The sequence below is a fragment of the Staphylococcus condimenti genome, assembly GCF_001618885.1.
GTDB classification, from domain to species: Bacteria; Bacillota; Bacilli; order Staphylococcales; family Staphylococcaceae; genus Staphylococcus; species Staphylococcus condimenti.
The window spans coordinates 1,056,142-1,080,793 of the sequence record NZ_CP015114.1; the positions used below are offsets into that span (position 1 = coordinate 1,056,142).

The window sequence follows — 24,652 nt, forward strand, 5'->3', positions numbered from 1 at the left end:
ACCTACAATCCCATCTTTTTGCCAAGATGATTCATATATAAAGCACCTAAAGGACCAATAATCCAAGAAAATGACCATATCAAAAGTTTGTATATAACTTTAATGAATACGACTACCAAAACTAAACATCCGGGTGTATCAGAACTTGTAATCAAAGAATTACCTATGTAATTGATACCCACCATTTTTGTACCTTCTTGTAATATGGACTCGGTAATTGGATAGAGAATAAAATTAAGTAGAATAAATACATATTGAAGTCCCCCAAATGAACTTCCCATATAACTAAGTAATGCAAAAATAAAAGAAATAATATAATATTTAACCCAAAAATCGTTACTTTGCAGTTTTAAAATACGTGAAACTACGCTTTTTGCACTACTGGCTAAGTTCGCTTTTGGTTTTTCTTGTTCAGCATTTGCACAGAATTTTGTTTCTTCAGTTTTTACTGTCGAATTTTCTTTTTCCCCTTTATTTTCATTAGAATTTGAGGATGTTTGTGCACCGAAAGTTGGTGTTTCTTGTGCTCCGAATGATGGCGTTGTTTGCGCACCAAATTGCGGTTCTTGTTTTGTTGATTCTATAGGACTGCCGCAAGTAGGACAAAATCTTGTACCTTCTTCAACAGCAGTACCGCATTTCGAACATTTCATGTTTCTGACCTCCCTATTCAATTTAATTATATTCTACAATATACCGCGTTAAAATAGTAGACAACAAAATAACTTATTTTAATTACATCAAGCTACCTTATTATTTTCATGTCTGTTTTCCAATAAAAAACAACGCTTATACTCGTAAGTATAAGCGTTGCATTTTTAAATCAATTTATTCAGCTGTTCATTGCGAACTTTATATTAACCAATAGAACCTTCCATTTCGAATTTAATCAAACGGTTCATTTCTACTGCATATTCCATTGGTAATTCTTTAGTGAATGGTTCGATGAAGCCCATTACGATCATTTCAGTAGCTTCTTCTTCTGAAATACCGCGACTCATCAAGTAGAAGAGTTGTTCTTCTGACACTTTAGATACTTTAGCTTCGTGTTCTAATGAAATATCATCATTCATGATTTCATTATAAGGAATTGTATCTGAAGTTGATTTGTTATCTAAGATTAACGTATCACATTCGATATTCGCACGTGCACCTTTAGCTTTACGACCGAATTTAACGATACCGCGGTAAACAACTTTACCACCGTCTTTAGAAATTGATTTAGAAACAATTGTAGAAGATGTGTTTGGTGCTAAGTGAATCATTTTAGCTCCAGCATCTTGTACTTGGCCTTTACCTGCTAATGCAATTGAAAGCGTGCTGCCTTTAGCACCTTCGCCTGCTAATACACAGTTAGGGTATTTCATCGTCAATTTAGAACCTAAGTTTCCGTCAACCCATTCCATATTACCATTCTCATGAACCATTGTACGTTTTGTAACTAAGTTATAAACGTTGTTAGCCCAGTTTTGAATTGTAGTATAACGAACATGTGCATCTTTGTGTACAAAGATTTCTACTACCGCTGAGTGTAGAGAGTTTGTTGTATAAACAGGTGCTGTACAACCTTCAACATAGTTAACAGAAGCGCCTTCATCAGCAATAATCAATGTACGTTCGAATTGACCCATATTTTCTGAGTTGATACGGAAGTATGCTTGTAATGGTGTATCTAATTTAATATTTTTTGGTACATAGATGAATGAACCACCTGACCAAACTGCTGAGTTTAATGCAGCGAATTTATTATCACCAGCAGGAACAACTGAAGCGAAATATTCTTTGAATAATTCTTCATGTTCTCTCAATGCAGAGTCAGTATCTTTAAAGATAACACCTTTCTCTTCCAATTCTTGTTCCATATTTTGGTAAACAACTTCAGATTCATACTGTGCAGAAACACCAGCAAGGTATTTTTGTTCTGCTTCGGGGATACCTAAACGGTCGAAAGTACGTTTAATTTCTTCAGGTACTTCGTCCCAAGAACGTTCAGCATGTTCTGATGGTTTTACATAATAAGTGATATCATCAAAATTTAATTCTGATAAGTCGCCACCCCATTGAGGCATAGGCATTTTATAGAATAACTTCAAGGCTTTTAGACGGAAGTCTAACATCCATTGAGGTTCTTCTTTCATTTTAGAAATTTCAGTTACGATATTTTCTGTTAATCCTCGTTCTGATCTGAAAATGGAAACATCTTCGTCGTGGAAACCATATTTGTAATCCCCAACATCAGGTGCTTGTTTAGCCATTTCAATCACTCCTTTTATATAATCAACACGATATAATTTACCCGTGACAATTTACAATTTAATAGAGCATCTTGTTGATTGTTCGAATAAGTTAAGCTTAAAAAGTGAACTTATTTTATACTGTACTATCTGCTCTAAGATAATACTCTATGTTACTAGCTTATCATTTAACCGGTTCATTCGAAACCTTATAAACCGGTTGTTTATATTTTACCCGTTATATACTGACTTAATTTGCATCTTGTTCAGAATTTGTATCTGCTTTACCTTCACGTTCCACAGTACCTTTTTCCAAAGCTTTCCATGCAAGTGTTGCACATTTGATACGAGCTGGGAATTGAGAAACACCTTGAAGCGCTTCAATATCGCCCATATCTTCTGTTAACTCGTAATCTTCTCCGAGCATCATTTTAGAGAATTCTTGACTCATTTCTAATGCTTCTTTTAAAGAATGACCTTTAACTGCTTCAGTCATCATTGAAGCACTAGACATAGAGATTGAACAACCTTCTCCATCAAATTTTGCATCTTGAATAATACCATCTTCAATATCGAAAGTTAGATGAATACGGTCTCCGCAAGTTGGGTTATTCATATCAACAGTTAGAGAGCCGTTATCCAATTTGCCTTTGTTTCTAGGGTTTTTATAATGGTCCATAATTACAGATCTATATAGCTGATCTAAATTATTAAAATTCATATGAGAAAAACTCCTTCGTTTGTTTCAAAGCATATACTAGTTGATCAATGTCTTCTTTCGTATTATAGATATAGAAACTTGCTCTCGCTGTTGAAGATTGACCCAACCATTTCATTAGTGGTTGTGCACAGTGATGACCTGCACGTACAGCAACACCTTCAGTGTCAAGCGCTGTTGCAACATCATGAGGGTGAATATCTTTAATATTAAAAGTAATCACACCCGCACGTCTGTCTTTTGGAGGTCCGTAAATTTCTAAGTCTTCAACTTGAGACATTTGTTCATATGCGTATTCAGTTAATTCTTTTTCATGTGCATGAATAGCGTCAAATCCAATGTTCTCAAGATATTTAATAGCTTCTGCTAATCCGATTGCTTGTGCAATTAGAGGTGTACCTGCTTCAAATTTAACAGGTAAATCTGTCCAAGTTGCATCATATTTGCCTACAAAATCAATCATGTCTCCCCCATATTCAATAGGTTCCACGTTTTTAAGCAAATCACGTTTACCATAAAGCACACCAATACCTGTCGGTCCTAACATTTTATGACCGCTGAAGCTGTAAAAGTCTGCATCTAAATCTTGCATATCTAACTTCATGTGAGGTGCAGATTGTGCCCCATCGACACTGATAATTGCGCCATGCTCATGTGCAACTTTGGCAATTTCTTTCACGTCATTAATTGTTCCTAACACATTAGAAACATGTGCGATTGCAACGATTTTTGTCTTATCATTAATAGTCGCTTTGACGTCTTCAATATTCAATTCCCCTGTTTCTGTCATCGGAATGAATTTTAATGTCGCATTTTTACGATGTGCAAGTTCTTGCCAAGGCACGATATTAGCGTGATGTTCCATTTCAGTTACAACGATTTCATCGCCTTCAGAAACGTTCGCATCACCATAACTGCGTGCAACTAAGTTGATAGAAGCTGTTGTACCTCTTGTAAAAATAATTTCTTCAAAGTAATGTGCATTAATGAAACGTCTTACCGTCTCTCTTGCACCTTCATAACCGTCTGTTGCTAAAGAACCGAGTGTGTGAACACCACGGTGAACATTGGAATTATAGCGTTTATAATAATCATCGATTGCTTCAATTACTTGAAGTGGTTTTTGACTTGTTGCCGTCGTATCTAAATAAGCCAAGCGTTTACCGTTAACTTGCTGTTTTAAAATAGGAAAATCTTCTATAATTTCATTAACATTTAGTGTATCGGCCACTTTATCCTCAGACCTTTCTTCATTAATAATCACTTGTCGTGCAAAATAATAGCTGACAGGATTTCAATGAATAATTTTCTGGGAAATCTTCGTGTTGAAGAAGAGTGCAGATAAGAAGGCTGAAACAGCTTTATCGTAAGACAACTACTAAAAGCCTGAAGCAGCCCCTTTTCTCATTCTCTCCTGCCTAGCTTATCTTTATTATTTTGCTACTTTTAATTCAATAACTTCACGTAATTGACGTTTAACGTCTTCGATTGGTAATTCTCTAACTACTGGATCTAAGAATCCGTGAATAACTAATCGTTCTGCTTCTTGTTGAGAAATTCCTCGACTCATCAAGTAGTAAAGTTGCTCCTCATCAACACGGCCAACAGAAGCTGCGTGTCCTGCTTCAACATCATCTTCATCAATTAAAAGAATTGGGTTTGCATCCCCACGTGCTTTTTCAGAAAGCATTAAGACACGAGATTCTTGGTTCGCTACAGATTTAGAACCGCCATGTTTGATATAACCAATACCATTAAAGATAATTGTTGCACTATCTTCTACAACACCATGTTTTAAGATGTAGCCATCTGTTTCAACACCATATTGTACGATTTTAGATGTGATATTTGATTTTTGAGAACCTGTTCCTACAGCTACTGATTTTAATTCACTTGTAGAACGATCACCAATCAAGTTTGTTGTATTATCAATAATTTGATTACCTTCATTCATTAATCCAAGTGCCCAGTTGATTGAAGCGTCTGCTTCAGTTACACCACGACGGATAATATGGCCAGTGAATCCTTTATCTAAATAGTCTACTGCACCATACGTGATATTTGAGTTTGCCCCTGCGATTACTTCTGAGACAATATTCACTTGACTACCTTCTCCGCTTACATCAGAAAGATAATTTTCTACGTAAGTTACTTCAGCACTTTGTTCAGTCGCAATAATAACATGATTGAAGAAACTTGCATTTTCATCATCATGTAATACGACATATTGAATTGGATTTTCTACTACAACATTTTTTGGTACATAAACGAATATGCCACCGTTAATCAATGCTGTGTGTAATGCAGTTAAACGATGTTCGTCTACAGTTACTGCATCTTGCATCAAATATTTTTGTACTAAGTCGCCGTGATTAACTAAAGCTTCTGCTAAGCCTTCGATAATTACGCCATCTTTTTGTGCTGATTCAGAAACACGAGAAAAAGCTAATGTGTTGTTGTGTTGGATAATCAAGTTTTCTGATTTTTCCACATCGATAACTTTTTCGATTGAATCAGGTACATCATTAATATCTTTATATTTATCAGAAGTAGTTTCTAATTGTTTAAATGAGTCAAAATCCCATTTATCGATTTTTGTTTTATCTGGTTTTGGCATTTCCAAAGTTTCAGTAAGTTTCAATGCTTCTTTACGTAAATCTGTCATCCAAGAAGGTTCATTGTGGGCTTGTGAATATTCAACAAGTTCTGCTTCAGAAATGTTCAAAGTTTCAGTCGTCATAACTTCATTTCCTCCTAACGATACTTATAACATTTAATCAGTTGTCTTATCAGTTTGCATTATAATTATGCTTCGCTGAATTCTTCTTTAACCCATTCGTAACCTTCGTTTTCAAGACGTTGTGCTAATTCTTCTCCGCCTGTTTTAACGATTTTGCCGTTATACATAACGTGTACGAAATCTGGAGTGATGTAGTTTAATAAACGTTGGTAGTGCGTAATAATTAATGAACCGAACTCATCTCCGCGCATTTCATTAATACCTTTAGATACAACTTTCAATGCGTCGATATCTAACCCAGAGTCAATTTCATCAAGAATTGCAAATTTAGGTTGCAACATCATTAATTGTAAAATTTCATTACGTTTTTTCTCACCGCCAGAGAATCCTTCGTTAAGATAACGTTGCGCCATATTTGGATCCATATCCAAAAATTCCATTTCTTTATCTAGTTTCTTAATAAATTGCATTAAGTTAATTTCTTTACCTTCTTCACGTTTAGCATTGATTGCAGAACGCATGAAGTCAGCATTTGTTACACCAGTAATTTCTGATGGGTATTGCATAGCTAAGAATAAACCAGCTTTTGCACGTTCATCTACTTCTAATTCTAAAACGTTTACACCGTCAAGTAATACTTCGCCTTGTGTAACTGTATATGCAGGATGACCCATGATAGCAGCTGATAATGTAGATTTACCAGTACCGTTCGGTCCCATAACTGCATGAATTTCTCCAGTATTAATTGTTAAATTAACACCTTTTAAGATTTCTTTATCCTCAATAGACACGTGTAAGTCTTTAATCTCCAATGTTGATGGCATTAAAAGTCCCTCCGTAAACATAAATAGTATTTCATATACTAGTTTATAATAATTTTAATCTGTAGTCAAAACCGCACTACATTGGTACACTTATAAATTATAACGCAATTGAACCCTATAATAAACCTTTTGAGCACCTAAATTAAAAGAATTCTAATATAGTAATCACTATTAAATCTATATTTTATCGTGATTTAATTCACTAAAATAGTTCTTTTTGATTCTCATTTTCTCACGTCAAATTATCATTACCAATATTTTTGTCACAATAATAATATTGACAATTTCTCTCAACCTAATCATTCTTCTTTTGACAACTAAAGAAAAACTCCTCCAACCTAATAGGTCAGAGGAGTATAAAATTCACAAAATTATTTGGCAGGGATTACTGCACCGTCATATTTTTTATTAATATAATCTTTGATTTCTTTAGATTGTAACACTTTGATTAAAGCTTTGATTTTTTTCTCATTTTGATCGCCATCTTTAACAGCTACTAAGTTTGCATAAGGATTATCTTTTGGTTTTTCAAGCGCGATTGAATCCTTTTTAGGACTTAAGTGTTGTTCGATTGCGAAGTTAGAGTTGATGATAGCTGCATCAACATCTTGGTTTTGATAAATTTTCGGTAAGTATTCTGCAGATTGTTTGTTATTGAATTTGATATCTTTTTTATTTTCTACAATATCACTGAATTTAGCGTCTTGAATTTTAACACCTTTTTTCAATTTGATTAAACCTTCATCTACGAAGAATTTCAAGAAACGTCCTTCTTCAGCTGGGTTGTTTGATACATATACTGTAGCGCCTTTTGGAAGGTCTTTTAAGCTTTTATATTTTTTAGAGTAAACACCCATCGGTTCTAATTCAACATTTCCTACAGATACAAGTTTATAACCTTTACTTTTCTTTTCAGTATTTAGGTATGGTGTATGTTGGAAGAAGTTAGCATCCAATTCACCATTATCTACTAATTTATTTGGTGTAGTGTAGTCATTGATTGTTTTAATTTTTAAGTCATAACCTTCTTTTTTCAAGATTGGTTTTGCTTTTTCTAAAATTTCAGCATGTGGAGCTGGTGATGCACCTACTGTAATGGTTTTCGAATTTCCACTGCTTTCTTTGTCTTTGTTGCCGCAAGCTGCCAAAGCTGCTGTTAATACTAAAATTGCCAAAATGCTAATAATTTTTTTCATTTGCTTTACCCCTTTTAAAATAAATATTAACGCTTGTCTATTTTATTTGTAGCCCAGTCACCCGCAAATTGGATGATGAACACGAATACTAAAATTAAAATTGTAGAAACTAAAATAACGTCATTTTGGTTTCTTGTGAATCCTGTTAAATATGCTAAGTTACCTAAACCACCTGCACCAATTACACCGGCAACTGCAGTTGAACCAACTAAAGCAATAGCTGTCACTGTTATACCTGAAATCAATGCTGGACGTGCTTCTGGAATTAATACTTTTCTGATAATTGTCCAAGTATTAGCTCCCATTGAACGCGCCGCTTCAATTACACCTTTGTTAATCTCTTTAAAAGCAATTTCGACCAGACGCGCATAGAAAGGAGCAGCTCCAATCACCAATGCTGGCAATGCTCCAGTCGGTCCACTAATTGTACCGAGAATCAAACTCGTAAATGGAATTAACAATAAGATTAAAATGATGAACGGAATCGCTCTGAATAAGTTAACTATAAATGAAACAATTTGATAGAAAATCTTAGCTGCTGGTGATGTACTCTTAGCCGTCAAGAATAACAACACGCCTAATATCAATCCGATAACAAAAGCAAACACTGTCGAAACAGCAGTCATGTATAACGTTTCAATAGAAGCTTGCCATACTTGATCCCATTGCACGTTAGGCATCGTTATCATTTCTTGCAATATATCACTGAATGACTTATCCATGACGTACCACCTCCACGTTCACATTATGACCTTCCAGTTCATTTTTGAACTCCTCGAAATATTCAGTTTTCAATCCTGCAATATGTACAATCAAGAAACCAATAGGTCCATTTTTAGAATGACGAATATTCGCTTCTAAGATATTCACATCTAAATTATATTTTTGAGTAATAAAGGATACGATAGGTTCTGTTGTTTCTTCTCCTGCAAAATTAAATCTAAGAATATAACCGTCTTGCGATTCTGGAATCAATTCCTCAATCGACTCATCAAACTCATCATTTAAGCCTTCTTTAACGAAACGCTTAGTTACCTGATGTTGAGGATTTTCAAATACTTCTTTGACATTTCCGCGCTCAATCACACGTCCATTTTCCATAACGGCAACTTCATCGCAGATTTGTCTAATAACGTTCATTTCATGTGTAATAATCACAATTGTTAAATCTTGTTCTTTTCTTATTTTCAAAAGCAACTCTAAAATTTCATCAGTTGTTTGCGGGTCTAACGCACTTGTTGCTTCATCGCACAGCAAGACTTTAGGATCATTTGCTAACGCTCTCGCAATACCGACCCTTTGTTTTTGACCCCCTGACAATTCAGAAGGATAAGCTTTTTCCCGTCCGCTTAGACCTACTAATTGAACAAGTTCTTTTGCTCTTCTTACAGCGTCACGACGGTTATACCCTGCAATTTCCAATGGAAATGTAATATTGTCCAACACGGTTCTTGACCATAATAAATTAAAATGTTGGAAGATCATGCTGACTTTTTGACGTTTTTTTCTTAATTGGGCTTTAGAAAGCTTACCTAGTTCTTCACCGTCTATAATCACTTCACCTGAAGTTGGTTCTTCTAAATAATTTAAGATTCTGACAAGCGTACTTTTACCAGCGCCTGAAAACCCTATAACGCCGTAAATAGTACCTTCTGCCACATCTAAATCGACATGATCAACAGCTAGTACATCTTGATGCTTCGTCTTATACCGTTTGACGATTTGTTTTAGTTGAATCACCCTATACTCCCCTTTCCTTGCTTACACTACCAAATTAAAAATGCTTTCTCTTATTGCTGCTTGTAGCAATAAGAGAAAGCAATTTAAAATTTCTTTCTCTCATCTTCAAAAGCAGTTCAACTTTTTGTGAATTGGCACCATTTCTATATAAAGACGGTTGCCGGGTTTCGCAGGGCACATCCCTCCACCTCTCTTGATAAGAGACAACACTATTTAATTGATTTTTATCCTACCACTTCACTCAGTGATAGTCAATAACTATTTTAAATTTTCTAATAAATATGGAACAGACTGAAATGCATAAATACGCTTTATTTCTTCATCTTTTGACATCACCAATAGAACAGGAACCGATTGAATTTGATATTGCTCGCTAAAATCCGCATGAAAATTCAAATCAGCTTTTGTAATAGGCAACTGTAAAATTTCATTCGCAATATCTAACATACGTTCTGAAACCTTACAAGTTCCGCACATAGGAGTATATCCAAAAATAAGATGTTTATCTTTATCGAAATTTTGCGTAATATCTGTCCGTTCTTCTTTACTCGTACTCATCTATAAACTAATCCTTTCACAGGAGCTTCTTCTTTTACTTCAAATCCGTATTTTCTAAGCACTCTGGCAAGATAAGGTCTAGGACAGCGTGCTACTTCGCAGTATGTTTTATCTACAAAGATGTGCTCGCTTTCTGAAAGATAGTGTTTAAACCATTGTCGGATGCGATTACCTTCTTTATCAGCATCCACAAGGATAAAGACTGGGCGTTCATATAGAGATTCAATCATATCATCCAACTTATCAATCCCCATTGTCCCGTGTGTACACATGATTTGAACAGGCTCATTTATCACCTCTTGAACACGCTTTTTATCTGTCTTACCTTCAACAACGATTACTTTATCTAACAATGCCATATTCACTACACTCCAATACTCTCGTGATATCATTGCATAATACTTGCAAACGTGGTGCTTAAGTTAAGAAATACGTATCGATATTTAGTTTTACTCACAAATTGATAATTTTATTTTAACGCAGACACTTATCGCTTTGCATGAAACTTGTTTATGTTTCACATACTATGTAGAAGTTGTTAAGTGTCTGCACTTTACCGATATAGTTAGTTATAACCAAAACAGCGAAAAAAATAACCCCAAAATACAAAGTATCCTGGAGTTGACTGCTCAATATAAATTATTCACCAATCATTTCTTTATATTGATCAGCTGATAATAAGTCATCTAATTGGCTTTCATCATTTAATTTCACTTTCACCATCCAAGCTTTTTCGTATGGTGATTCATTAACGAATTCAGGGCTGTCTTCTAATTCTTCATTAATTTCTACAACAGAACCTGATACAGGTGCATATAATTCAGATACAGTTTTAACTGATTCTACGCTACCGAAAGATTCGCCTTCTTCAATATCGTCTTCTGTTTCTGGTAATTCTACGAATACGATATCGCCAAGTTCTCCTTGCGCATATTCAGTGATACCGATTGTTACTGTATCGCCCTCAACTTTTACCCATTCATGTTCTTTTGAATATTTTAATTCCTCTGGCACTGCCACACGAATCCCCTCCTATAAAATAAATGAATACATTTCAATGATGCCATATGAAGCCTTTTCATTCAACTATTTATAGACATCTTTTAATTTTTTATATTTTTTGGTTAATTTAATTATGCAAATTTCCGGCGTAGTAGTTACTCTGAAAAAACAAGACCTAATTCACCCAAGTTTCTTTGTACTCTTTTTCGTTGAAACCAAGTGTAATTTTGTCACCTGAAACTGCTAGCGGACGTTTAACCAACATTCCGTCTGAAGCCAATAAATCCAGCTTTTCGTCGTCTGATAAATCATTCAAACGATCTTTAAGACCTAATTCACGGTATTTACCTCCGCGTTTATTGAATAATTTATCAATCTCAACGCCTGTCTTATCAATAATGTCTTGTAATTCTCTTTTATTGGGATTAAGCTCCACAATGTCGATTGGTTCATAGCTTACACCATATTCATCTAAAAATTTGGCAGCTTTCTTACATGTTGTACAATTTTGATACTGATAAAATCTAATCACAAATATTGACCTCCTTTAACTTTGTTTATAATATACCAAATTATCATTTAAAACGCTTTAATTTATAGGTTAAATTTTTTTTAGATTTGCTAAACATTAGTTATAATACAGATATGATGATTTAATTAAAGGAGAGTATGAATGATGGAAGCTATTAAAACACGAGAAGATTTCGATAAAATTATTCAAAGTGCAGAACCTGTGATTATTAAATTCGAAGCAGGTTGGTGTCCTGACTGCCGTGCTATGGATATGTGGATTGACCCTATTGTCAAAAAATACGATAAGTACAAATGGTATTCAGTTAACCGTGATGAACTTGAAGAAGTAGCACAAGAAAATGAAGTAATGGGTATCCCTAGCTTATTAGTTTTCCAATACGGAGACAAACTTGCACATTTACATTCTGCAAATGCTAAATCTCCTGAACAAGTAGAATCTTTCTTAAGTGAAACATTCAACAAATAAATATAAGTAGTAAAACGGGCTGCGATTCAATAGAAATCGCAGCCCGTTTTTCATTTAATATTCTGAAATAAAGTTTTCAGTGTGACGTGGTTTTTTCGGAGGAATTTTTCCTTTTAAATCTGTTAGATATAAAAAGCCAACTAAATCTTCATCAGCTTGTACACCTAATACTTTTCTTACTTTAGGAGAAAAGATATACTCAGGTGACTTCCAACATGTTCCAATTCCGGCTTCATATAATAAAAGCATGAGATTTTGTGCATATGTTCCAAATGCTAAATGATTTTCAAGATTTTCTTTTTGTCTAGGATCTCTTTTAACTATCATAACTAATAATCCGCCAAGTTTTGTTACAGCGTCATAATGACTTTGCTGTTTCTCAGGTTCATTTCTGAAAGCAAAGCGAGAAACTGAACGGCTCATATCTCCTAGTCGTTCTTTAGAAACATGCACAATTCTCCAAGGTTCCCTCATACCATGATTCGGTGCATCTGTAGAAAGTTTAAGTGCTTCATACAATGCTTCATCATCTATATGCATATCATGGTCAAATATTTTTACACTGCGTCTTGAAGTAATTGCATCTTTTAATTCCACAGTCTAACTCCCTTTCATTTAATGATAATCATTATCATTTATAGTATAGGATGTCGACTGATTTAATTCAAATTATTTGTTTGTTTTGTATATATTCAAAAGTTCTTTTAACTGGTTGACAGGAATTTGACCAGGTGCTTGCGGGACTCCTAAACAACCATATGAAATTGTTCCGCCAAATACACCTTGCGCAGTTCTTGAAACCAATCCTAATTGAGACATAGATATGCCTACTGTTTTCGCTTCTATACTTTCTGACGCAGTAGCAAGTGCTTCTAACAAATTTAAAACATCTTGTTTTTCGTTCGGCATTACTGCAATTTTTAAGATATCAGCACCTATTTTATTCATCTTGAAATATAAGAATTTTAAAGCTTCTAAGTTAGGTGTTTTTTCAAAATCATGTTGTGAAAGCACTACTTTTAACCCTGCAGATTGTGCTTGTGCAACTAATTGCAATAATATTTCAGTTTGTGCTTCATCCCACTCAATATCTACCATGTCATACCCTTGAATTTGTATGAGATCTTGTAAGAATTCATAATAAGCATTTCCATTTTTTTGTCCTTTACCGCCTTGCACTGTTGTACGATAAGTCACTAATATTTCGGCATCTAATTGCAAATCCTTTAATGTCTTAAATAAGTTTTCTAAATCAGCTATTTCAAAAGATTCACGTTGATCTATACGTAATTCAATAATATCGATACTACTTTGTTCCTTTACTAAATCTTTTTTTAGTTGTTCAGTAATCTCCTCTTTAGGAGCTATTGTCACTGCAATATCTACTTCACTCATAGTGCTCCCCCACGTTTCTTTTAAATTAGTAGTTACTACTTTAACCTCAATTGTTATAATTATACCCTTGCTAATTTCGATCTAAAAAAATAATCAAAATAAAGAAAAATACTGCAATTAACAGTACTAATGTTGGTATTAGAAATCCTAGCCATTCCATGTTGTAACCTCTTTCAAATACATATTCTATTTATTATATCAAAATTATTAATTGGATTGTATATTAGACAACTCTTTAACCCATAGTTTTTTTGTTATTTTTCCAAAAAGGTTGTGCTATATTTCCTTAATTTCTTTAAATTTTCAAGAAATACATGAATTTGTCATTGCTTTGTTTTTATCCCTATTATAATATTAAAATTAACTATTATCAGTCTTAGAATTATGCAAATAATAGAGAGAGATTTTGACAAACGGGGTGTGAATAAATGAAAGAGATACGCTTATTAACACAAAGCGATTTAGAAGATGTATACAGACTCTTCAAAGAGGCGTCACAAGATAGAAGAAATATTTACACTTGGGCCATTTATGATGAAAGTAATATTTCTAAAGAATATTTTGCACACTTAATTGATGAAAATAATACAATCCAATACCTGTTCGGAGTTTTTCATAATGGCGTCTTAGTAGGTGCTCTTACTTTATTCCATCCTATTATTGTTGGAACGAAACATAAGAGCATCATTGAAAATATGTATGTTAAAGATATCGATCACTTAGATGAGCAGTTATTGAACTCAGTCGTTGAATTTTGTCAGGAAATGAATATAGAAAAGATATTAGCCCCAGTAGCTTCTAATAACATTGGCGCAATGGTATTTTATAGTGAATATGGGTTTTCAAAAGCAGGTTTTGAAACAAATTCACGGAAATATGGAGATCATTATATAGATGAACATTGGTTGATTTATCCAATAAAAAAAGTTACAAATTAAAGCACTTAATTAAGTATTGGGGGTCAAAACTTGAAATTCACAAAACTGGATTTAAAACAAGTTTTAGAGAGTGAGGTATCTACTGCTGATTTTCCAGAAACTTTAAAAAAGTTACGAGGATGCGATGTCACTAAATATGTTTATAATGTTAAAAAAGGTGTCTATACTTTCAATGATCAGGATGGAGATGAAATCAGCATTAAAGGAAACAGTACTTCGATATTAATTCCTCGACACGTTGACAAGTCTACCTTTAACGAGTTTTTGCAAGCTTCACGTGCTGGAGAATTTACTTTCGATGAGTTTAGTAATCGTGCAGCATCTTTAGGTATCGCTTCTTGGATAGTTGATTTAACTAATTTTGAAATCACCTATTATAATAAAGCAGGTGCTGTTGTTAAAACTATTGAATTATCTGCATTTTAATTTGCCTATTGGAGTTGCCAATAGGTTTTTTAATAAAAAAATTCGGTACATTCCCGTGTACCGAATTGACTAAGTAAAGTAAGTTGTAATTAAGTGACCGCAAATCGTAACGGTTACGTTTTATATTACAGTATATTTTTCTATTTGTAAACCATAAATCGTAATTTTTACGATTTAATTTTATTTAAAAAACAAGTGCAATGGTATCATCCATTTTGCACTTGTTTATTTCAATTATTTTCATATATACTCATTGCTCTATTGGCCGATTCTAAAAGATGATTTTCCATATAATGCTCATGTACGTAATCGTAAATGTTTTGAACGTTAGTCTCTTCTTTTGGAAAATTGTGATCATTCATAATGTAATCAGCTAATTGACCAAACGGCGTATCATCTTCCATAAATGTGAGAATAAATTTATAAAATGACATTCAACAACCTCACTTAAAGGTATTTCCTTATCTGAAATTCAATAAATTTTTATTTTCGATACTCCGAAAAACATTTCTTATCAGTTTGATAGGATTTGTTCAATTATAACATATTAGTTAAATTAAAAATACAGTTTTTACAAAAAATTTTAAAACTTAAAAATTGATTTCTTTTATTTTTCTTATTTATGCTAATTCAGATTTTATAACCATTAATTCTGCATCTGTTAATGCTTCTAAGCTATGCTTTTCATTCGGATCTATTCTCACCAATGAACCAGGTGCAATTCTTTCATCGAAATTTTCGCCTTTGAACTGGATTGTTCCTTTGACAGGAACAACAACCACACAACTCGGAGATGAATGTGTTGGAAGTGATTCTCCTGCTTTAAATACAATATTTACAATTGTTTGATTATCTGATTGATAAATCGGACCTGTTTTCCCTGTTCCTGTTATTTTTTTCATAATAACCACCTCTATTAATGTTGTATATTTCATGTTGTTTCTAGTGACTTAATTCCAAATTAACTAAAACCTCTGTAAATTACAAGTTCCGCATCATGAATAATTTTTGTTTATTCCTGATATTTTTCATCATTCTTAAAAAACATATTTTATATTTGTAGTTTAACACCTAAAAAGAGAGTTCGCATTCTTGCGAACTCTCTTAATTGAAAATTTTTAAAAACCTCTGCCAGCGCCTCCACCTGAGAAGCCTCCTCCGCCGCCGAAGCTTCCTCCGTTGTAGCCGCCACCTGATGAACCATTTCCAAATCCGCCAGAACCTGGACCAATCCACCACATGCCAGAATCATCTCGTCTTCTGCCGCCCCCTCTAGGAGGACCGCCACCGCCATTTCTAGTTATTATAATTAAAATAATGATAATAATAACAAAAATAGCTCCAAATGATTCTAAGAAACCATTGCTTCCTGATTGATCAGTTTCTTTAGGCGTGTCTTCTTTAAAGTTTTTACCGTCGTAACCGTATGCTTTTGCGATTTCATCCCAAATCGCATTATAGAGATTTGTAATACCTTGGCTATAATATTGCTTACTTTCTGCTTTATTATCAGCTTCTACTGCTTTTTTAGCATAAGGAGAAAATTTTTCGTCGATTAATCGACCAACTTTGGCATCATTAAGTACACCTTCTAAACCATCTCCTACAGCAACCTGAACACCTCTATTATTATTTTCATTGTCATTATCCAAGTTAACTAGTATTACAATACCTCTATTGTGCTTTTGATCTCCGACTTTGTAATGTCGGCCTGCTTCATACGCGTAGTCTTCTCTAGGTGTATGTCCAATTGATTTCATTGTCATGACTAAGATATCTGCATCAGTACCATCCTGAAGTTTTTGTCCCTTTTTAACTATATCGTCTTTATCTTTTTGCGAAACAATGTCAGCGTGATCTTGTACAAAAACAGGTTTTTCGAGTGGCGGGAATTTTTCTGATGCTGAAACACTTTGTCCTACCAACAACAACCCAACAAACATAACAGCTATCCAGCCGATTATGCGTTTAATCATTGAGATGAATCAGTACCGAAATCTACTTTTGGAGCTTTTTCGGCACCTTTATCAGCTTTAAAGTATTCTTTCTTATCAAATCCGAAAATTTTAGCAACGATTGTTGTTGGGAAGTGTCGGATGGCTTGGTTATATTCATTTACAGAATCATTATAATCTTTTCTTGAAACAGCAATTCTATTTTCAGTACCAGCTAATTCATCACGTAATCCAGTGAACTGTTTATCTGCTTTTAAATCAGGATATTTTTCACTGATTGCGAGCAATCTGCTTAATGAAGAATTCACTTCATCATTTGCTTCTGCTTTTTCCTTCGGTGTATTTGCACCAGCTAATTTACTACGTGCTTCTGATACTTGTTTAAAAACATCTTCTTCGTGTTTTGTATAACCTTTTACTGTATTAACTAAGTTAGGGATTAAATCCACACGTCTTTGAAGTTGATTGTCGATATTAGATAATGCTTTATCTGTATCTTCATCTAAACCAACCAATTTATTATATGGACCTATCATCATCGCACCAATAATTACGATTACAATACCAATAATAATAATCGGGGTAAGTGTTTTCTTCAATTTCTCGACTCCTTTTTCTAATAGATTCTTAACTTTATTATACATGAAATTTGCTAACATCACGATAATTGATACCATTCTGATTTTAATTACTGAAAAATTGTTGCAAAAATATTTTTCAGTAAAATAGTGCATATAAGCAAAAAATATGTATAATAACAAATGTATTAGAACTACTAATAAAAGTTGAATAATTTATTAAGAAGGTGTTTACGTGGATTTCTTAAAGAAACCTTTATCGGTTTATCTGTTATTATTTTTAACCACAACACTCATCGGAGCATTTTTATTGTATTTGCCTATTACAGGGAAACAACCTACACCCTTTATAGATGCATTTTTTGTTGCTTCTAGCGCGTTTACTGTAACAGGCCTATCTACCGTAGATATAACATCACAATTTAACTGGTTAGGCGATTTAATTATAATGTTACTTATCCAAATCGGCGGTCTTGGAATAGTCACCATTACAACCCTGACTTTAATCATAGCGAATCGAAGAATTTCATTGCATGACCGTCGTTTGATTATGGTGACTTGGAATGTAGCAGAACCTGGCGGCATGGTTCGTTTCATCCGTCAGCTTGTAATTTACAGTTTCACTTCAGAATTGATTGGAATGCTGTTACTTTCTCTTTCGTTTATTCCAAGATATGGATTCGGAAAAGGTATTTACATCAGTTTATTCACATCCGTATCAGCATTTAACAATGCAGGGTTCGCATTATTCTCTAATAATATGATTGGTTTCAATAACGATCCGGTAATTAATATTGTTATCCCGATATTAATCATATTAGGAGGACTGGGTCCTTTAATTATGCTTGATTTACTCAAGACAAGACGATTATCTAAATTAAAATTGCACACTAAAGTAGTAATGTCTACAACGCTTGTATTAATTGTAGGCGGTACTATTTTGTATTACATCTTAGAATTCAACAACACTCTAAAACCTTATCATGTATGGGGTCAAATTGGCACTGCATTTTTTCAATCCGTTACAACAAGAACAGCAGGTTTTCAGTCTGTTGATTTAGGTCTAATTCATACACCTACTGCTATACTGATGATGGTGCTAATGTTTATTGGTGGCGCACCTTTCAGTGCTGCTGGCGGAATCAAAGTCACAACTTTCATAGTGTTGATTATGTTTGTATATAGCGCTTTAAGAAATGAAAACTCCACAGTTATTTTCCATAGAACCATCCAACCTAAAATAATTGGAAAAGCAGTTGCCATTACAACAGTCAGCGGTATATTTGTACTATTTATCACCTTTGTAGTTAGTCTATTAAATGAAACAACACCTTTTATTAAAGTCATTTTTGAGGTTGTTTCAGCATTTGGCACTGTCGGCTTAAGTATGGATTTCACAACAGAATACCATGCTGCAACAAAAGCAATTATCATACTCGTTATGATTTGCGGCAAAATTGGTGTTGCTACAGTATTAGCGCTCTTTATTCCTAATAAAAAACGACTTTACCAATATGCAAAAGGAAATGTTTATCTTTAATTTTTCCCAACAAGGTTGAATATCAAAATTCGACCTTGTTTTTTAATGTTAATAGATATACATTCATAGTATATCGTTTGCAAGTTATTAAATTTATGGAGATGAATATATGAAAAAAGTTTTATTTATAATTTTAGCCAGTTTTTTAGCTCTAGCTGCATGTAATAATGATGACAAAACATCTCAGGAGAAAGATAAACAAACTTCAGAAAAAGAGAACAAAGATAAAGACAAAGCGAGTAAGAAAAATAAAACTAAAAAAGATACTAAAACATCAAATGCAAAACAAGAAGAACAAAATCAAAAAAGTTCATCAGATAATACAGAAAACCAGCCTTCAACTCAATCTCAATCTTCACAAGTGAACCTAGGAGATATCCGAGATCGTTCGACTTTAGAATCTGTTATTTATGGCAACTACTCTGAAATGGAGAAAATTCAAGCTTATAATAGTGCAGTCGCAAATGGTGTAATACCTCAAGGCAATGTCATGGAAGGTCCTGCAAGTGCTGCATACCAAAGTTCACTTCGTGTTGAAAGCGGTGCAGAAAAATCAGTGTATGATCAAAGTCAATCACCTGTACAAGACGAATCTTCAGAAGATGTGAATGCAGAAATTAATAATGCTCAAACTGAAGATGAATATGTAGATGCTTTACGTAAAAAGTATAATGGTGGACTCTCAAGTGGAGAAATGCAGACAAAAACTGCTATAGAACAAGGTTACTATGATGGTGATGACGGACCAGAAGTTTACCAAAAAATTAAAGAAAGAGAAGCAGATATCGAAGCCGGAAAGTATGATCAATATAAACAATAAATTTAAATAAGTATATACACTACTACCTGTCGGAATTTGTTTAAGAATGAATTCCGATTTTTTGATAGTTTTAATGCACAACTATACTAAAATCATAGATAACCAGCATTTTCAAAACAAATTAGCTATCTACAATTCGTTGTATAATGTATAATAATTATACAATTGAATTATGGAGGCACATCATGGGACTTTTTGACAACATTAATCTTGAAACTGAATATTTACGCACTTTATCTGTAAAAAAACGCAAAGCCTATAAGGAAAAACCAGTTTCAGTAAAAAAAGAACTTCTAAATCAATTCAAGTACGAGACGGAAACGTTCAACAACAAAGCATCTCACGATATCATCAAAAGATTTTTAGAATCTAAAGGCATTTATGAACCCACTGAAAAAATGATCAGCGCAATTGGTAATCGAGAGCTAGATAATTTTATCTACCAAACTCCAAATTCTGCTGAAACACCTTCAAGTAAACTTGAACAACAAGATAAGGTCAATTTGCAAAACGAAAAAATCATAAAACAAAATGAAGAAATTATTCATCAAAATAAAAAAATCATTAAGTTGCTTACTAAAATAAGTGAAAAAAGTTAATTATAAGCCATTTCGTTATCAATTAAACGAAATGGCTTATTTCATGTTTTATTTTCAAACTAATATTGCATCGTAGCGAAATCTTATAAAGATTCTCTACTACTGAGTGATGCCGATAACCAGATACTGCCATGGTTATATCTAACTTACTTAAACATACACAAATGGATTGTCACGACTCTAAATCTTACTTCTATAAGCGACGATTATCTATAAATTCTGCGTTGCCTATCGGACTAAGATTGACTCTGAACATCTGAATTAAGAACCTTTTTGGTTCTATACTAAATCGGACTGGTGAGAAAATCACTCGTCCGATTTTTTGATATAAAAATAGCGCAATTATCTCTATAATTTAAAGTGACCAAACCCAAATTAAAGGAGATAAGTTGCGCCTATGAATCATTTTATATCAACTACACTGGGAATTAAAGATAAAAATATAGAATTCGATACTAAGGTTGAAGAAAAAGAGTATAAAGGAAAAACGTGTCTATTCTACTTTGGAAAATTGACGTACGTTCCTGAGCACTGTGAAAACTGCGGCTTTAAAAATACCGAGTACTCCATTATAAAAAATGGAATGAAGAATTCCCGTATTACGATACCTAAGGTATCTGAAAGACAAGCCTATTTGAACCTGAAGAAGCAGCGTTTTTACTGTAAGCACTGCTGTACGCACTTCACTGCTGAAACAAAAATAGTTGAGAGACATTGCCATATTTCGGATAATACCCGTTTAGCTGTTTTGCAGAAAGCTACCGAAATCCGTTCTCAAAAATCAATTGCTGAATCGTGTGCTGTCGGGGCTTCTACAGTTGCTCGGATGATAGATAAAGCTGCTTCTCAGATTGCTCAAAAGCCGTTCAGCGCTTTGCCTGAACATTTAATGATGGATGAATTCAAAAGTGTCAAACATGTCAGCCATAATATGAGTTTTATTTATGCTGATGCTGTGTCCCATCGTATCGTAGATATTGTTCCCGATCGCAGATTGGCAGCTCTGAAAACGCACTTTTATCGTTATTCACTAGCTGAAAGACAACGTGTGAAGACGGTATCTATCGATATGTACGAACCTTATATGTCTTTGATCAACGAAGTATTCCCTAATGCCAAAATTATTATAGACCGATTCCATATTGTACAATCATTGAATCGTGCTTTGAATATGACTCGTGTCAGTGTTATGAATACTTTCCGAAATAACGACAGACCGCTTTACAATAAATATAAGCGTTACTGGAAACTGCTTTTGAAACCTTATGAACAATTGGAGATGTTCGAATATAATAAAGTTCCTCTGTTCAAACAATGGAAAACCACCAAAGGAATTGTAGATTTCTTATTGGATTTTGATGATAAATTGTTAAACACGCATCACTATGTCCATCAGCTGCGTTACGCTTTAAAAGAAAATGATGAACAGTTATATACATCAACCATACAGGCAATAACCATGGGAAACATTGCCCCCAAACTTCAAATTTCCATCAGAACACTTAAAAATTATCATGACATGGTACTGAATACTTTGGAATATTCGAATCTGACCAACGGTCCGCTCGAAGGTATTAATAATAAGATCAAACTGATAAAAAGGGTTTCTTTCGGTTATAGAAACTTCACTAATTTGCGCAATCGTATTATTTTATGTACGAGACTTTTTTCCTCGAATCCTAAAAAAGAGATTAAGCAGCTAAAAGCTGCTTAACCTCTATAATTTGAGCCACCAGTCCTATTTGACAGAGAGCCACCTTTTTTGGGTATTTGCTGTCATTATAAAAAAGCGGAACAACCTATCGATATAGATTGTTCCGCTTCTTATATTAATCAGCTAAAGCAAAAATTATGACATTTTTACAACGTTAGCTGCTTGTTCACCACGATCGCCTTCAACGATGTCGAAGTCTACGCTTTGGCCTTCTTCTAAAGTTTTGTAGCCGTCGCCTTGGATTGCTGAGAAGTGTACGAATACATCGTCACCATTTTCTCTTTCGATAAATCCAAAACCTTTTTCTGCGTTAAACCATTTAACTGTACCGTTATTCATATAAAAATCCTCCATGTGCTTTTGCACGAATATTTGTAACTTGTTAATAAAAATCAATGGGAGCAAATTCATACGAATAAAACTTCAAATCAATTTCACGAACAATAATTACTTAAGTTCCATAATACACTTCTTTTTAAGGTTTGTATACCTTTTTGTGTTTTTAATTTTAAAAAGGTTCTTTTAAACAGAAAAATATAAAAAAAGAAGTCTTTTTATCATAGCGCAATCATAGTTGATTATCTTGTTTTTATTCTTCGTATTTCTTAAAAATATTTTATAAAAATAATGTATTATATAATGAATTGTTAACCTTCAGTTTATTCCACTTTTCTCATAGCCTTAGTATGATTAAATTAACTTAGAAAAAGGAGCAATAACATCATGAAAAAACAAATTATCAAAAAAGCAATTTTATCAACAAGCATTACACTTATGGGACTTGGAGCTGTCAGCTCTTTCAATTCGGATACATCACTTTCTTCAAATATACATGCAGCCCAATTCCAAGGTCAAAACCAAGCTAACGAATTAAAAAATTATTATTCACAAACTCCAGAAATATTCTCAAATAAGAAATTAACACAAGTTGCAGAAGGCTCTGATAAAGGTAAAATTTACGTAGATATTCAAAGATCATGGGGAGCTTTTATCAATGTAGCAGGTGGTGAAAGCTGGGGGAATATTAATAACTTACGTAACAAACAAGTTGATGTTTTTGGTATTAAAGATAAACCAACTTCTAAATACTGGTGGGCTTATACTGAATACTTCACAGGCGGTGTCACTCCAGCTGCTAATCCTAGTGCACCGGTTTATCCAATCAATGTGACAGTAAAGAAAAATGCGATAGTTAAAAATTCTTTTGATATTAAAGCATTTGAAACTCGAAAAGACAAAATCACTTTGAAAGAGTTGGATTTCCAAATTCGTAAAGCTTTAATTAACAACAACAACTTATATAACAACGGTCAAAATAAAGGCACTGTTCAAATCACAACAAAAGATAACAAAGTATTTACTTTTGATTTGAGTAAAAAACTAGAAAACGAACGAGCAAATATTTACGTAGATGGTAAAAACATAGCTACTATCGTTGCTGATATTAAAATAGGTTAAAACAACTGCTTTGTAAATTTTCACATTATTCACCTGCATAAAAATAACAAAGACAGATTGCTTATTTTAACGCAATCTGTCTTTGCATATTAATCTGGCTATTTTATTATATTTAAAAATGTGGGATGTTGATCAAGATATTTATCTTTCCACGGAACCTCTAATCTATGCCACTTACTGTTTTCAAATTTATATAATCCCAGATTATTTAATGCATAAAATGTATCTTGCCCATTCGGATCCGCTTCAAGCTGACTAACATACATATCTTCAATAGGCAATCCTGCTGATGATTCATTCCAACTGCCGTCTTCATTTCTTCGGAAAACAGTTGAACGAGGGTAACCTTTATTTTCATCTCTATGATGTGCAGCAAAAGCATTTTCTGCAGCACCTACAAAAATATCTTCTGCATTATTAGGGTTGATTGCTATGGTATACAAATAAGGATATCTTTCCAAACCTTCACTAGAATAAGACCAGCTCATACCATCATTATCACTCTCAGCAAAAGAATGTCCCTTTATAGCTAAACCGTCTCCGCATACTGCGAATAACTTACCAGGTGCAGCATTATGCGTAGCTATTTGGTGAACATCTCTTGGACTAAAGAAAGGACGATCATTCCATGACTCCCCACCATCGTTGGTATTAATAAAAGCACCAAATTCAATAGCAGCATTCAATATATTTTTCTCTTTTGAACTTGGCATTAAATCTTGAACATGATGTGTATAGGGGCGTGCCGGAAATTCCCAATAAGGTTGTGATGGTAAATTTTGAACTCCTTCAAATTCAGTGAACGTTTTACCCCCGTCATCAGAATAATAAATAGCACTCGGTTCTGTTCCAACATATAATATGTCAGGGTTATGAGGATTGATTGCTACAGCTGTCATGTATGCTGATTTAATACCTAATCCTTTTGTTGGTTCGTGATAAGCATTCATTTGACCAATTGCTCTCCAATGATCCCCTCCATCAATACTTTTCCAAAGACCATTTCCATACGTAGCACAATATATTATCTCTGGTGAATCAGGATGTTGTACTAAATCAACTGGATGTGTACCTTCAAGACGTGTTTTTATATCGAAATCACCATTACCTCTTTCATTTACAATGACCAGTTCATCTACCATACCTAAGAAAAATTTTTTCACATGAATAAACCCTTTCTTAATAATTATTATCTTGGTCACCATTCCCTAAATCAT

General features: G+C 33.7%; 29 protein-coding genes and 1 riboswitch. Of the genes, 8 read left to right on the plus strand and 21 right to left on the minus strand.

From position 1 onward, the window contains the following. Nucleotides 1-2: 2 nt before the first annotated feature. The 13 genes from A4G25_RS05345 to A4G25_RS05405 form a co-directional block, all read right to left on the minus strand. Nucleotides 3-653, minus strand: coding sequence for a zinc ribbon domain-containing protein (locus A4G25_RS05345; protein ID WP_047132881.1), 651 nt, complete (start codon nt 651-653; stop codon nt 3-5). A gap of 204 nt (nt 654-857) precedes the next feature. After that, nucleotides 858-2,255, minus strand: coding sequence for a Fe-S cluster assembly protein SufB (gene sufB / locus A4G25_RS05350; RefSeq protein ID WP_047132880.1), 1,398 nt, complete (start codon nt 2,253-2,255; stop codon nt 858-860). A gap of 229 nt (nt 2,256-2,484) precedes the next feature. Then, complete coding sequence (sufU, locus tag A4G25_RS05355) at nt 2,485-2,955, minus strand: Fe-S cluster assembly sulfur transfer protein SufU (RefSeq protein WP_047132879.1); 471 nt, start codon at nt 2,953-2,955, stop codon at nt 2,485-2,487. Then, nucleotides 2,945-4,183, minus strand: coding sequence for a cysteine desulfurase (locus tag A4G25_RS05360; protein WP_047132878.1), 1,239 nt, complete (start codon nt 4,181-4,183; stop codon nt 2,945-2,947). Before A4G25_RS05360 ends, sufU begins: the two co-directional genes overlap by 11 nt. 201 nt (nt 4,184-4,384) lie before the next feature. Next, on the minus strand, nt 4,385-5,692 hold the full coding sequence (sufD, locus tag A4G25_RS05365) for a Fe-S cluster assembly protein SufD (protein WP_047132877.1): 1,308 nt from the start codon (nt 5,690-5,692) through the stop codon (nt 4,385-4,387). Nucleotides 5,693-5,757: 65 nt separating this feature from the next. Further along, nucleotides 5,758-6,516: a Fe-S cluster assembly ATPase SufC gene (gene sufC / locus A4G25_RS05370; RefSeq protein ID WP_047132876.1), complete on the minus strand. Its 759-nt coding sequence runs from the start codon at nt 6,514-6,516 to the stop codon at nt 5,758-5,760. A gap of 371 nt (nt 6,517-6,887) precedes the next feature. Then, nucleotides 6,888-7,712, minus strand: coding sequence for a MetQ/NlpA family ABC transporter substrate-binding protein (locus A4G25_RS05375; protein WP_047132875.1), 825 nt, complete (start codon nt 7,710-7,712; stop codon nt 6,888-6,890). A 26-nt stretch (nt 7,713-7,738) separates the two neighbouring features. Continuing rightward, nucleotides 7,739-8,434 (minus strand): methionine ABC transporter permease, encoded by a 696-nt coding sequence (locus A4G25_RS05380; RefSeq protein WP_047132874.1) that lies wholly within the window; start codon nt 8,432-8,434, stop codon nt 7,739-7,741. Next, nucleotides 8,427-9,452 (minus strand): methionine ABC transporter ATP-binding protein, encoded by a 1,026-nt coding sequence (locus tag A4G25_RS05385; RefSeq protein WP_047132873.1) that lies wholly within the window; start codon nt 9,450-9,452, stop codon nt 8,427-8,429. Before A4G25_RS05385 ends, A4G25_RS05380 begins: the two co-directional genes overlap by 8 nt. A gap of 96 nt (nt 9,453-9,548) precedes the next feature. Next, a riboswitch (SAM riboswitch) is annotated at nt 9,549-9,655 on the minus strand. Nucleotides 9,656-9,710: 55 nt separating this feature from the next. After that, complete coding sequence (locus A4G25_RS05390; protein ID WP_047132872.1) at nt 9,711-10,010, minus strand: thioredoxin family protein; 300 nt, start codon at nt 10,008-10,010, stop codon at nt 9,711-9,713. Continuing rightward, a complete protein-coding gene (locus A4G25_RS05395; RefSeq protein WP_047132871.1) occupies nt 10,007-10,369 on the minus strand; it encodes a toprim domain-containing protein in 363 nt (120 codons plus the stop codon). Before A4G25_RS05395 ends, A4G25_RS05390 begins: the two co-directional genes overlap by 4 nt. Before the next feature lie 280 nt (nt 10,370-10,649). Then, nucleotides 10,650-11,030 carry a glycine cleavage system protein GcvH gene (gene gcvH, locus A4G25_RS05400; RefSeq protein ID WP_046100107.1) on the minus strand — a complete coding sequence of 127 codons (381 nt, stop codon included), beginning with the start codon at nt 11,028-11,030 and terminating at the stop codon, nt 10,650-10,652. Between the two features lie 157 nt (nt 11,031-11,187). Continuing rightward, on the minus strand, nt 11,188-11,544 hold the full coding sequence (locus A4G25_RS05405; RefSeq protein ID WP_047132870.1) for an arsenate reductase family protein: 357 nt from the start codon (nt 11,542-11,544) through the stop codon (nt 11,188-11,190). Nucleotides 11,545-11,688: 144 nt separating this feature from the next. On the opposite strand from A4G25_RS05405, the gene A4G25_RS05410 reads away from it, so the two are divergent. Beyond that, the gene (locus A4G25_RS05410) at nt 11,689-12,012 is read left to right on the plus strand and encodes a thioredoxin family protein (protein ID WP_047132869.1); all 324 of its coding nucleotides are present in this window, start codon (nt 11,689-11,691) and stop codon (nt 12,010-12,012) included. A 54-nt stretch (nt 12,013-12,066) separates the two neighbouring features. On the opposite strand, the gene A4G25_RS05415 is transcribed toward A4G25_RS05410, so the two are convergent. Next, nucleotides 12,067-12,609, minus strand: a complete 543-nt coding sequence (locus A4G25_RS05415) for a nitroreductase family protein (RefSeq protein WP_047132868.1) — start codon at nt 12,607-12,609, stop codon at nt 12,067-12,069. Between the two features lie 72 nt (nt 12,610-12,681). Then, a complete protein-coding gene (aroD, locus tag A4G25_RS05420; protein ID WP_047132867.1) occupies nt 12,682-13,407 on the minus strand; it encodes a type I 3-dehydroquinate dehydratase in 726 nt (241 codons plus the stop codon). A gap of 428 nt (nt 13,408-13,835) precedes the next feature. Between aroD and A4G25_RS05425 the strand changes: the two genes are divergently transcribed. Together A4G25_RS05425 and A4G25_RS05430 are read left to right on the plus strand one after the other, a co-directional pair. Next, entirely contained in the window at nt 13,836-14,345 is a 510-nt protein-coding gene (locus A4G25_RS05425; RefSeq protein WP_047132866.1) for a GNAT family N-acetyltransferase, read from the plus strand. 30 nt (nt 14,346-14,375) lie between these two features. Continuing rightward, nucleotides 14,376-14,771, plus strand: coding sequence for a DUF1398 family protein (locus tag A4G25_RS05430; protein ID WP_047132865.1), 396 nt, complete (start codon nt 14,376-14,378; stop codon nt 14,769-14,771). A 230-nt stretch (nt 14,772-15,001) separates the two neighbouring features. On the opposite strand, the gene A4G25_RS05435 is transcribed toward A4G25_RS05430, so the two are convergent. From A4G25_RS05435 to A4G25_RS05450, 4 genes are all read right to left on the minus strand, one after another. Further along, a complete protein-coding gene (locus tag A4G25_RS05435; protein ID WP_047132864.1) occupies nt 15,002-15,205 on the minus strand; it encodes a YozE family protein in 204 nt (67 codons plus the stop codon). 186 nt (nt 15,206-15,391) lie between these two features. Then, nucleotides 15,392-15,673, minus strand: a complete 282-nt coding sequence (locus A4G25_RS05440; protein WP_047132863.1) for a cupin domain-containing protein — start codon at nt 15,671-15,673, stop codon at nt 15,392-15,394. Nucleotides 15,674-15,889: 216 nt separating this feature from the next. Next, nucleotides 15,890-16,747, minus strand: coding sequence for a TPM domain-containing protein (locus A4G25_RS05445; RefSeq protein WP_047132862.1), 858 nt, complete (start codon nt 16,745-16,747; stop codon nt 15,890-15,892). Further along, nucleotides 16,744-17,325, minus strand: coding sequence for a LemA family protein (locus A4G25_RS05450; RefSeq protein ID WP_047132861.1), 582 nt, complete (start codon nt 17,323-17,325; stop codon nt 16,744-16,746). The genes A4G25_RS05445 and A4G25_RS05450 overlap by 4 nt, the downstream gene beginning before the upstream one ends. A gap of 214 nt (nt 17,326-17,539) precedes the next feature. On the opposite strand from A4G25_RS05450, the gene A4G25_RS05455 reads away from it, so the two are divergent. The 4 genes from A4G25_RS05455 (at nt 17,540) to A4G25_RS05470 (ending at nt 21,977) form a co-directional block, all read left to right on the plus strand. After that, entirely contained in the window at nt 17,540-18,844 is a 1,305-nt protein-coding gene (locus A4G25_RS05455; RefSeq protein ID WP_047132860.1) for a TrkH family potassium uptake protein, read from the plus strand. 109 nt (nt 18,845-18,953) lie between these two features. After that, the gene (locus tag A4G25_RS05460; RefSeq protein ID WP_047132859.1) at nt 18,954-19,664 is read left to right on the plus strand and encodes a hypothetical protein; all 711 of its coding nucleotides are present in this window, start codon (nt 18,954-18,956) and stop codon (nt 19,662-19,664) included. A gap of 185 nt (nt 19,665-19,849) precedes the next feature. Beyond that, nucleotides 19,850-20,263: a hypothetical protein gene (locus tag A4G25_RS05465; RefSeq protein ID WP_047132858.1), complete on the plus strand. Its 414-nt coding sequence runs from the start codon at nt 19,850-19,852 to the stop codon at nt 20,261-20,263. Nucleotides 20,264-20,660: 397 nt separating this feature from the next. After that, nucleotides 20,661-21,977 carry an ISL3 family transposase gene (locus A4G25_RS05470; protein WP_063164607.1) on the plus strand — a complete coding sequence of 439 codons (1,317 nt, stop codon included), beginning with the start codon at nt 20,661-20,663 and terminating at the stop codon, nt 21,975-21,977. Between the two features lie 135 nt (nt 21,978-22,112). On the opposite strand, the gene A4G25_RS05475 is transcribed toward A4G25_RS05470, so the two are convergent. Then, nucleotides 22,113-22,316 (minus strand): cold-shock protein, encoded by a 204-nt coding sequence (locus A4G25_RS05475; RefSeq protein ID WP_015899695.1) that lies wholly within the window; start codon nt 22,314-22,316, stop codon nt 22,113-22,115. A 384-nt stretch (nt 22,317-22,700) separates the two neighbouring features. Here A4G25_RS05475 and A4G25_RS05480 point away from each other — a divergent pair, with 384 nt between their 5' ends. After that, the gene (locus A4G25_RS05480; RefSeq protein WP_047132661.1) at nt 22,701-23,435 is read left to right on the plus strand and encodes a superantigen-like protein SSL12; all 735 of its coding nucleotides are present in this window, start codon (nt 22,701-22,703) and stop codon (nt 23,433-23,435) included. A gap of 98 nt (nt 23,436-23,533) precedes the next feature. Here the strand turns inward: A4G25_RS05480 and A4G25_RS05485 are convergent, their stop codons facing one another. Beyond that, a complete protein-coding gene (locus tag A4G25_RS05485) occupies nt 23,534-24,598 on the minus strand; it encodes a WD40/YVTN/BNR-like repeat-containing protein (protein ID WP_047132662.1) in 1,065 nt (354 codons plus the stop codon). Between the last annotated feature and the right edge of the window lie 54 nt (nt 24,599-24,652).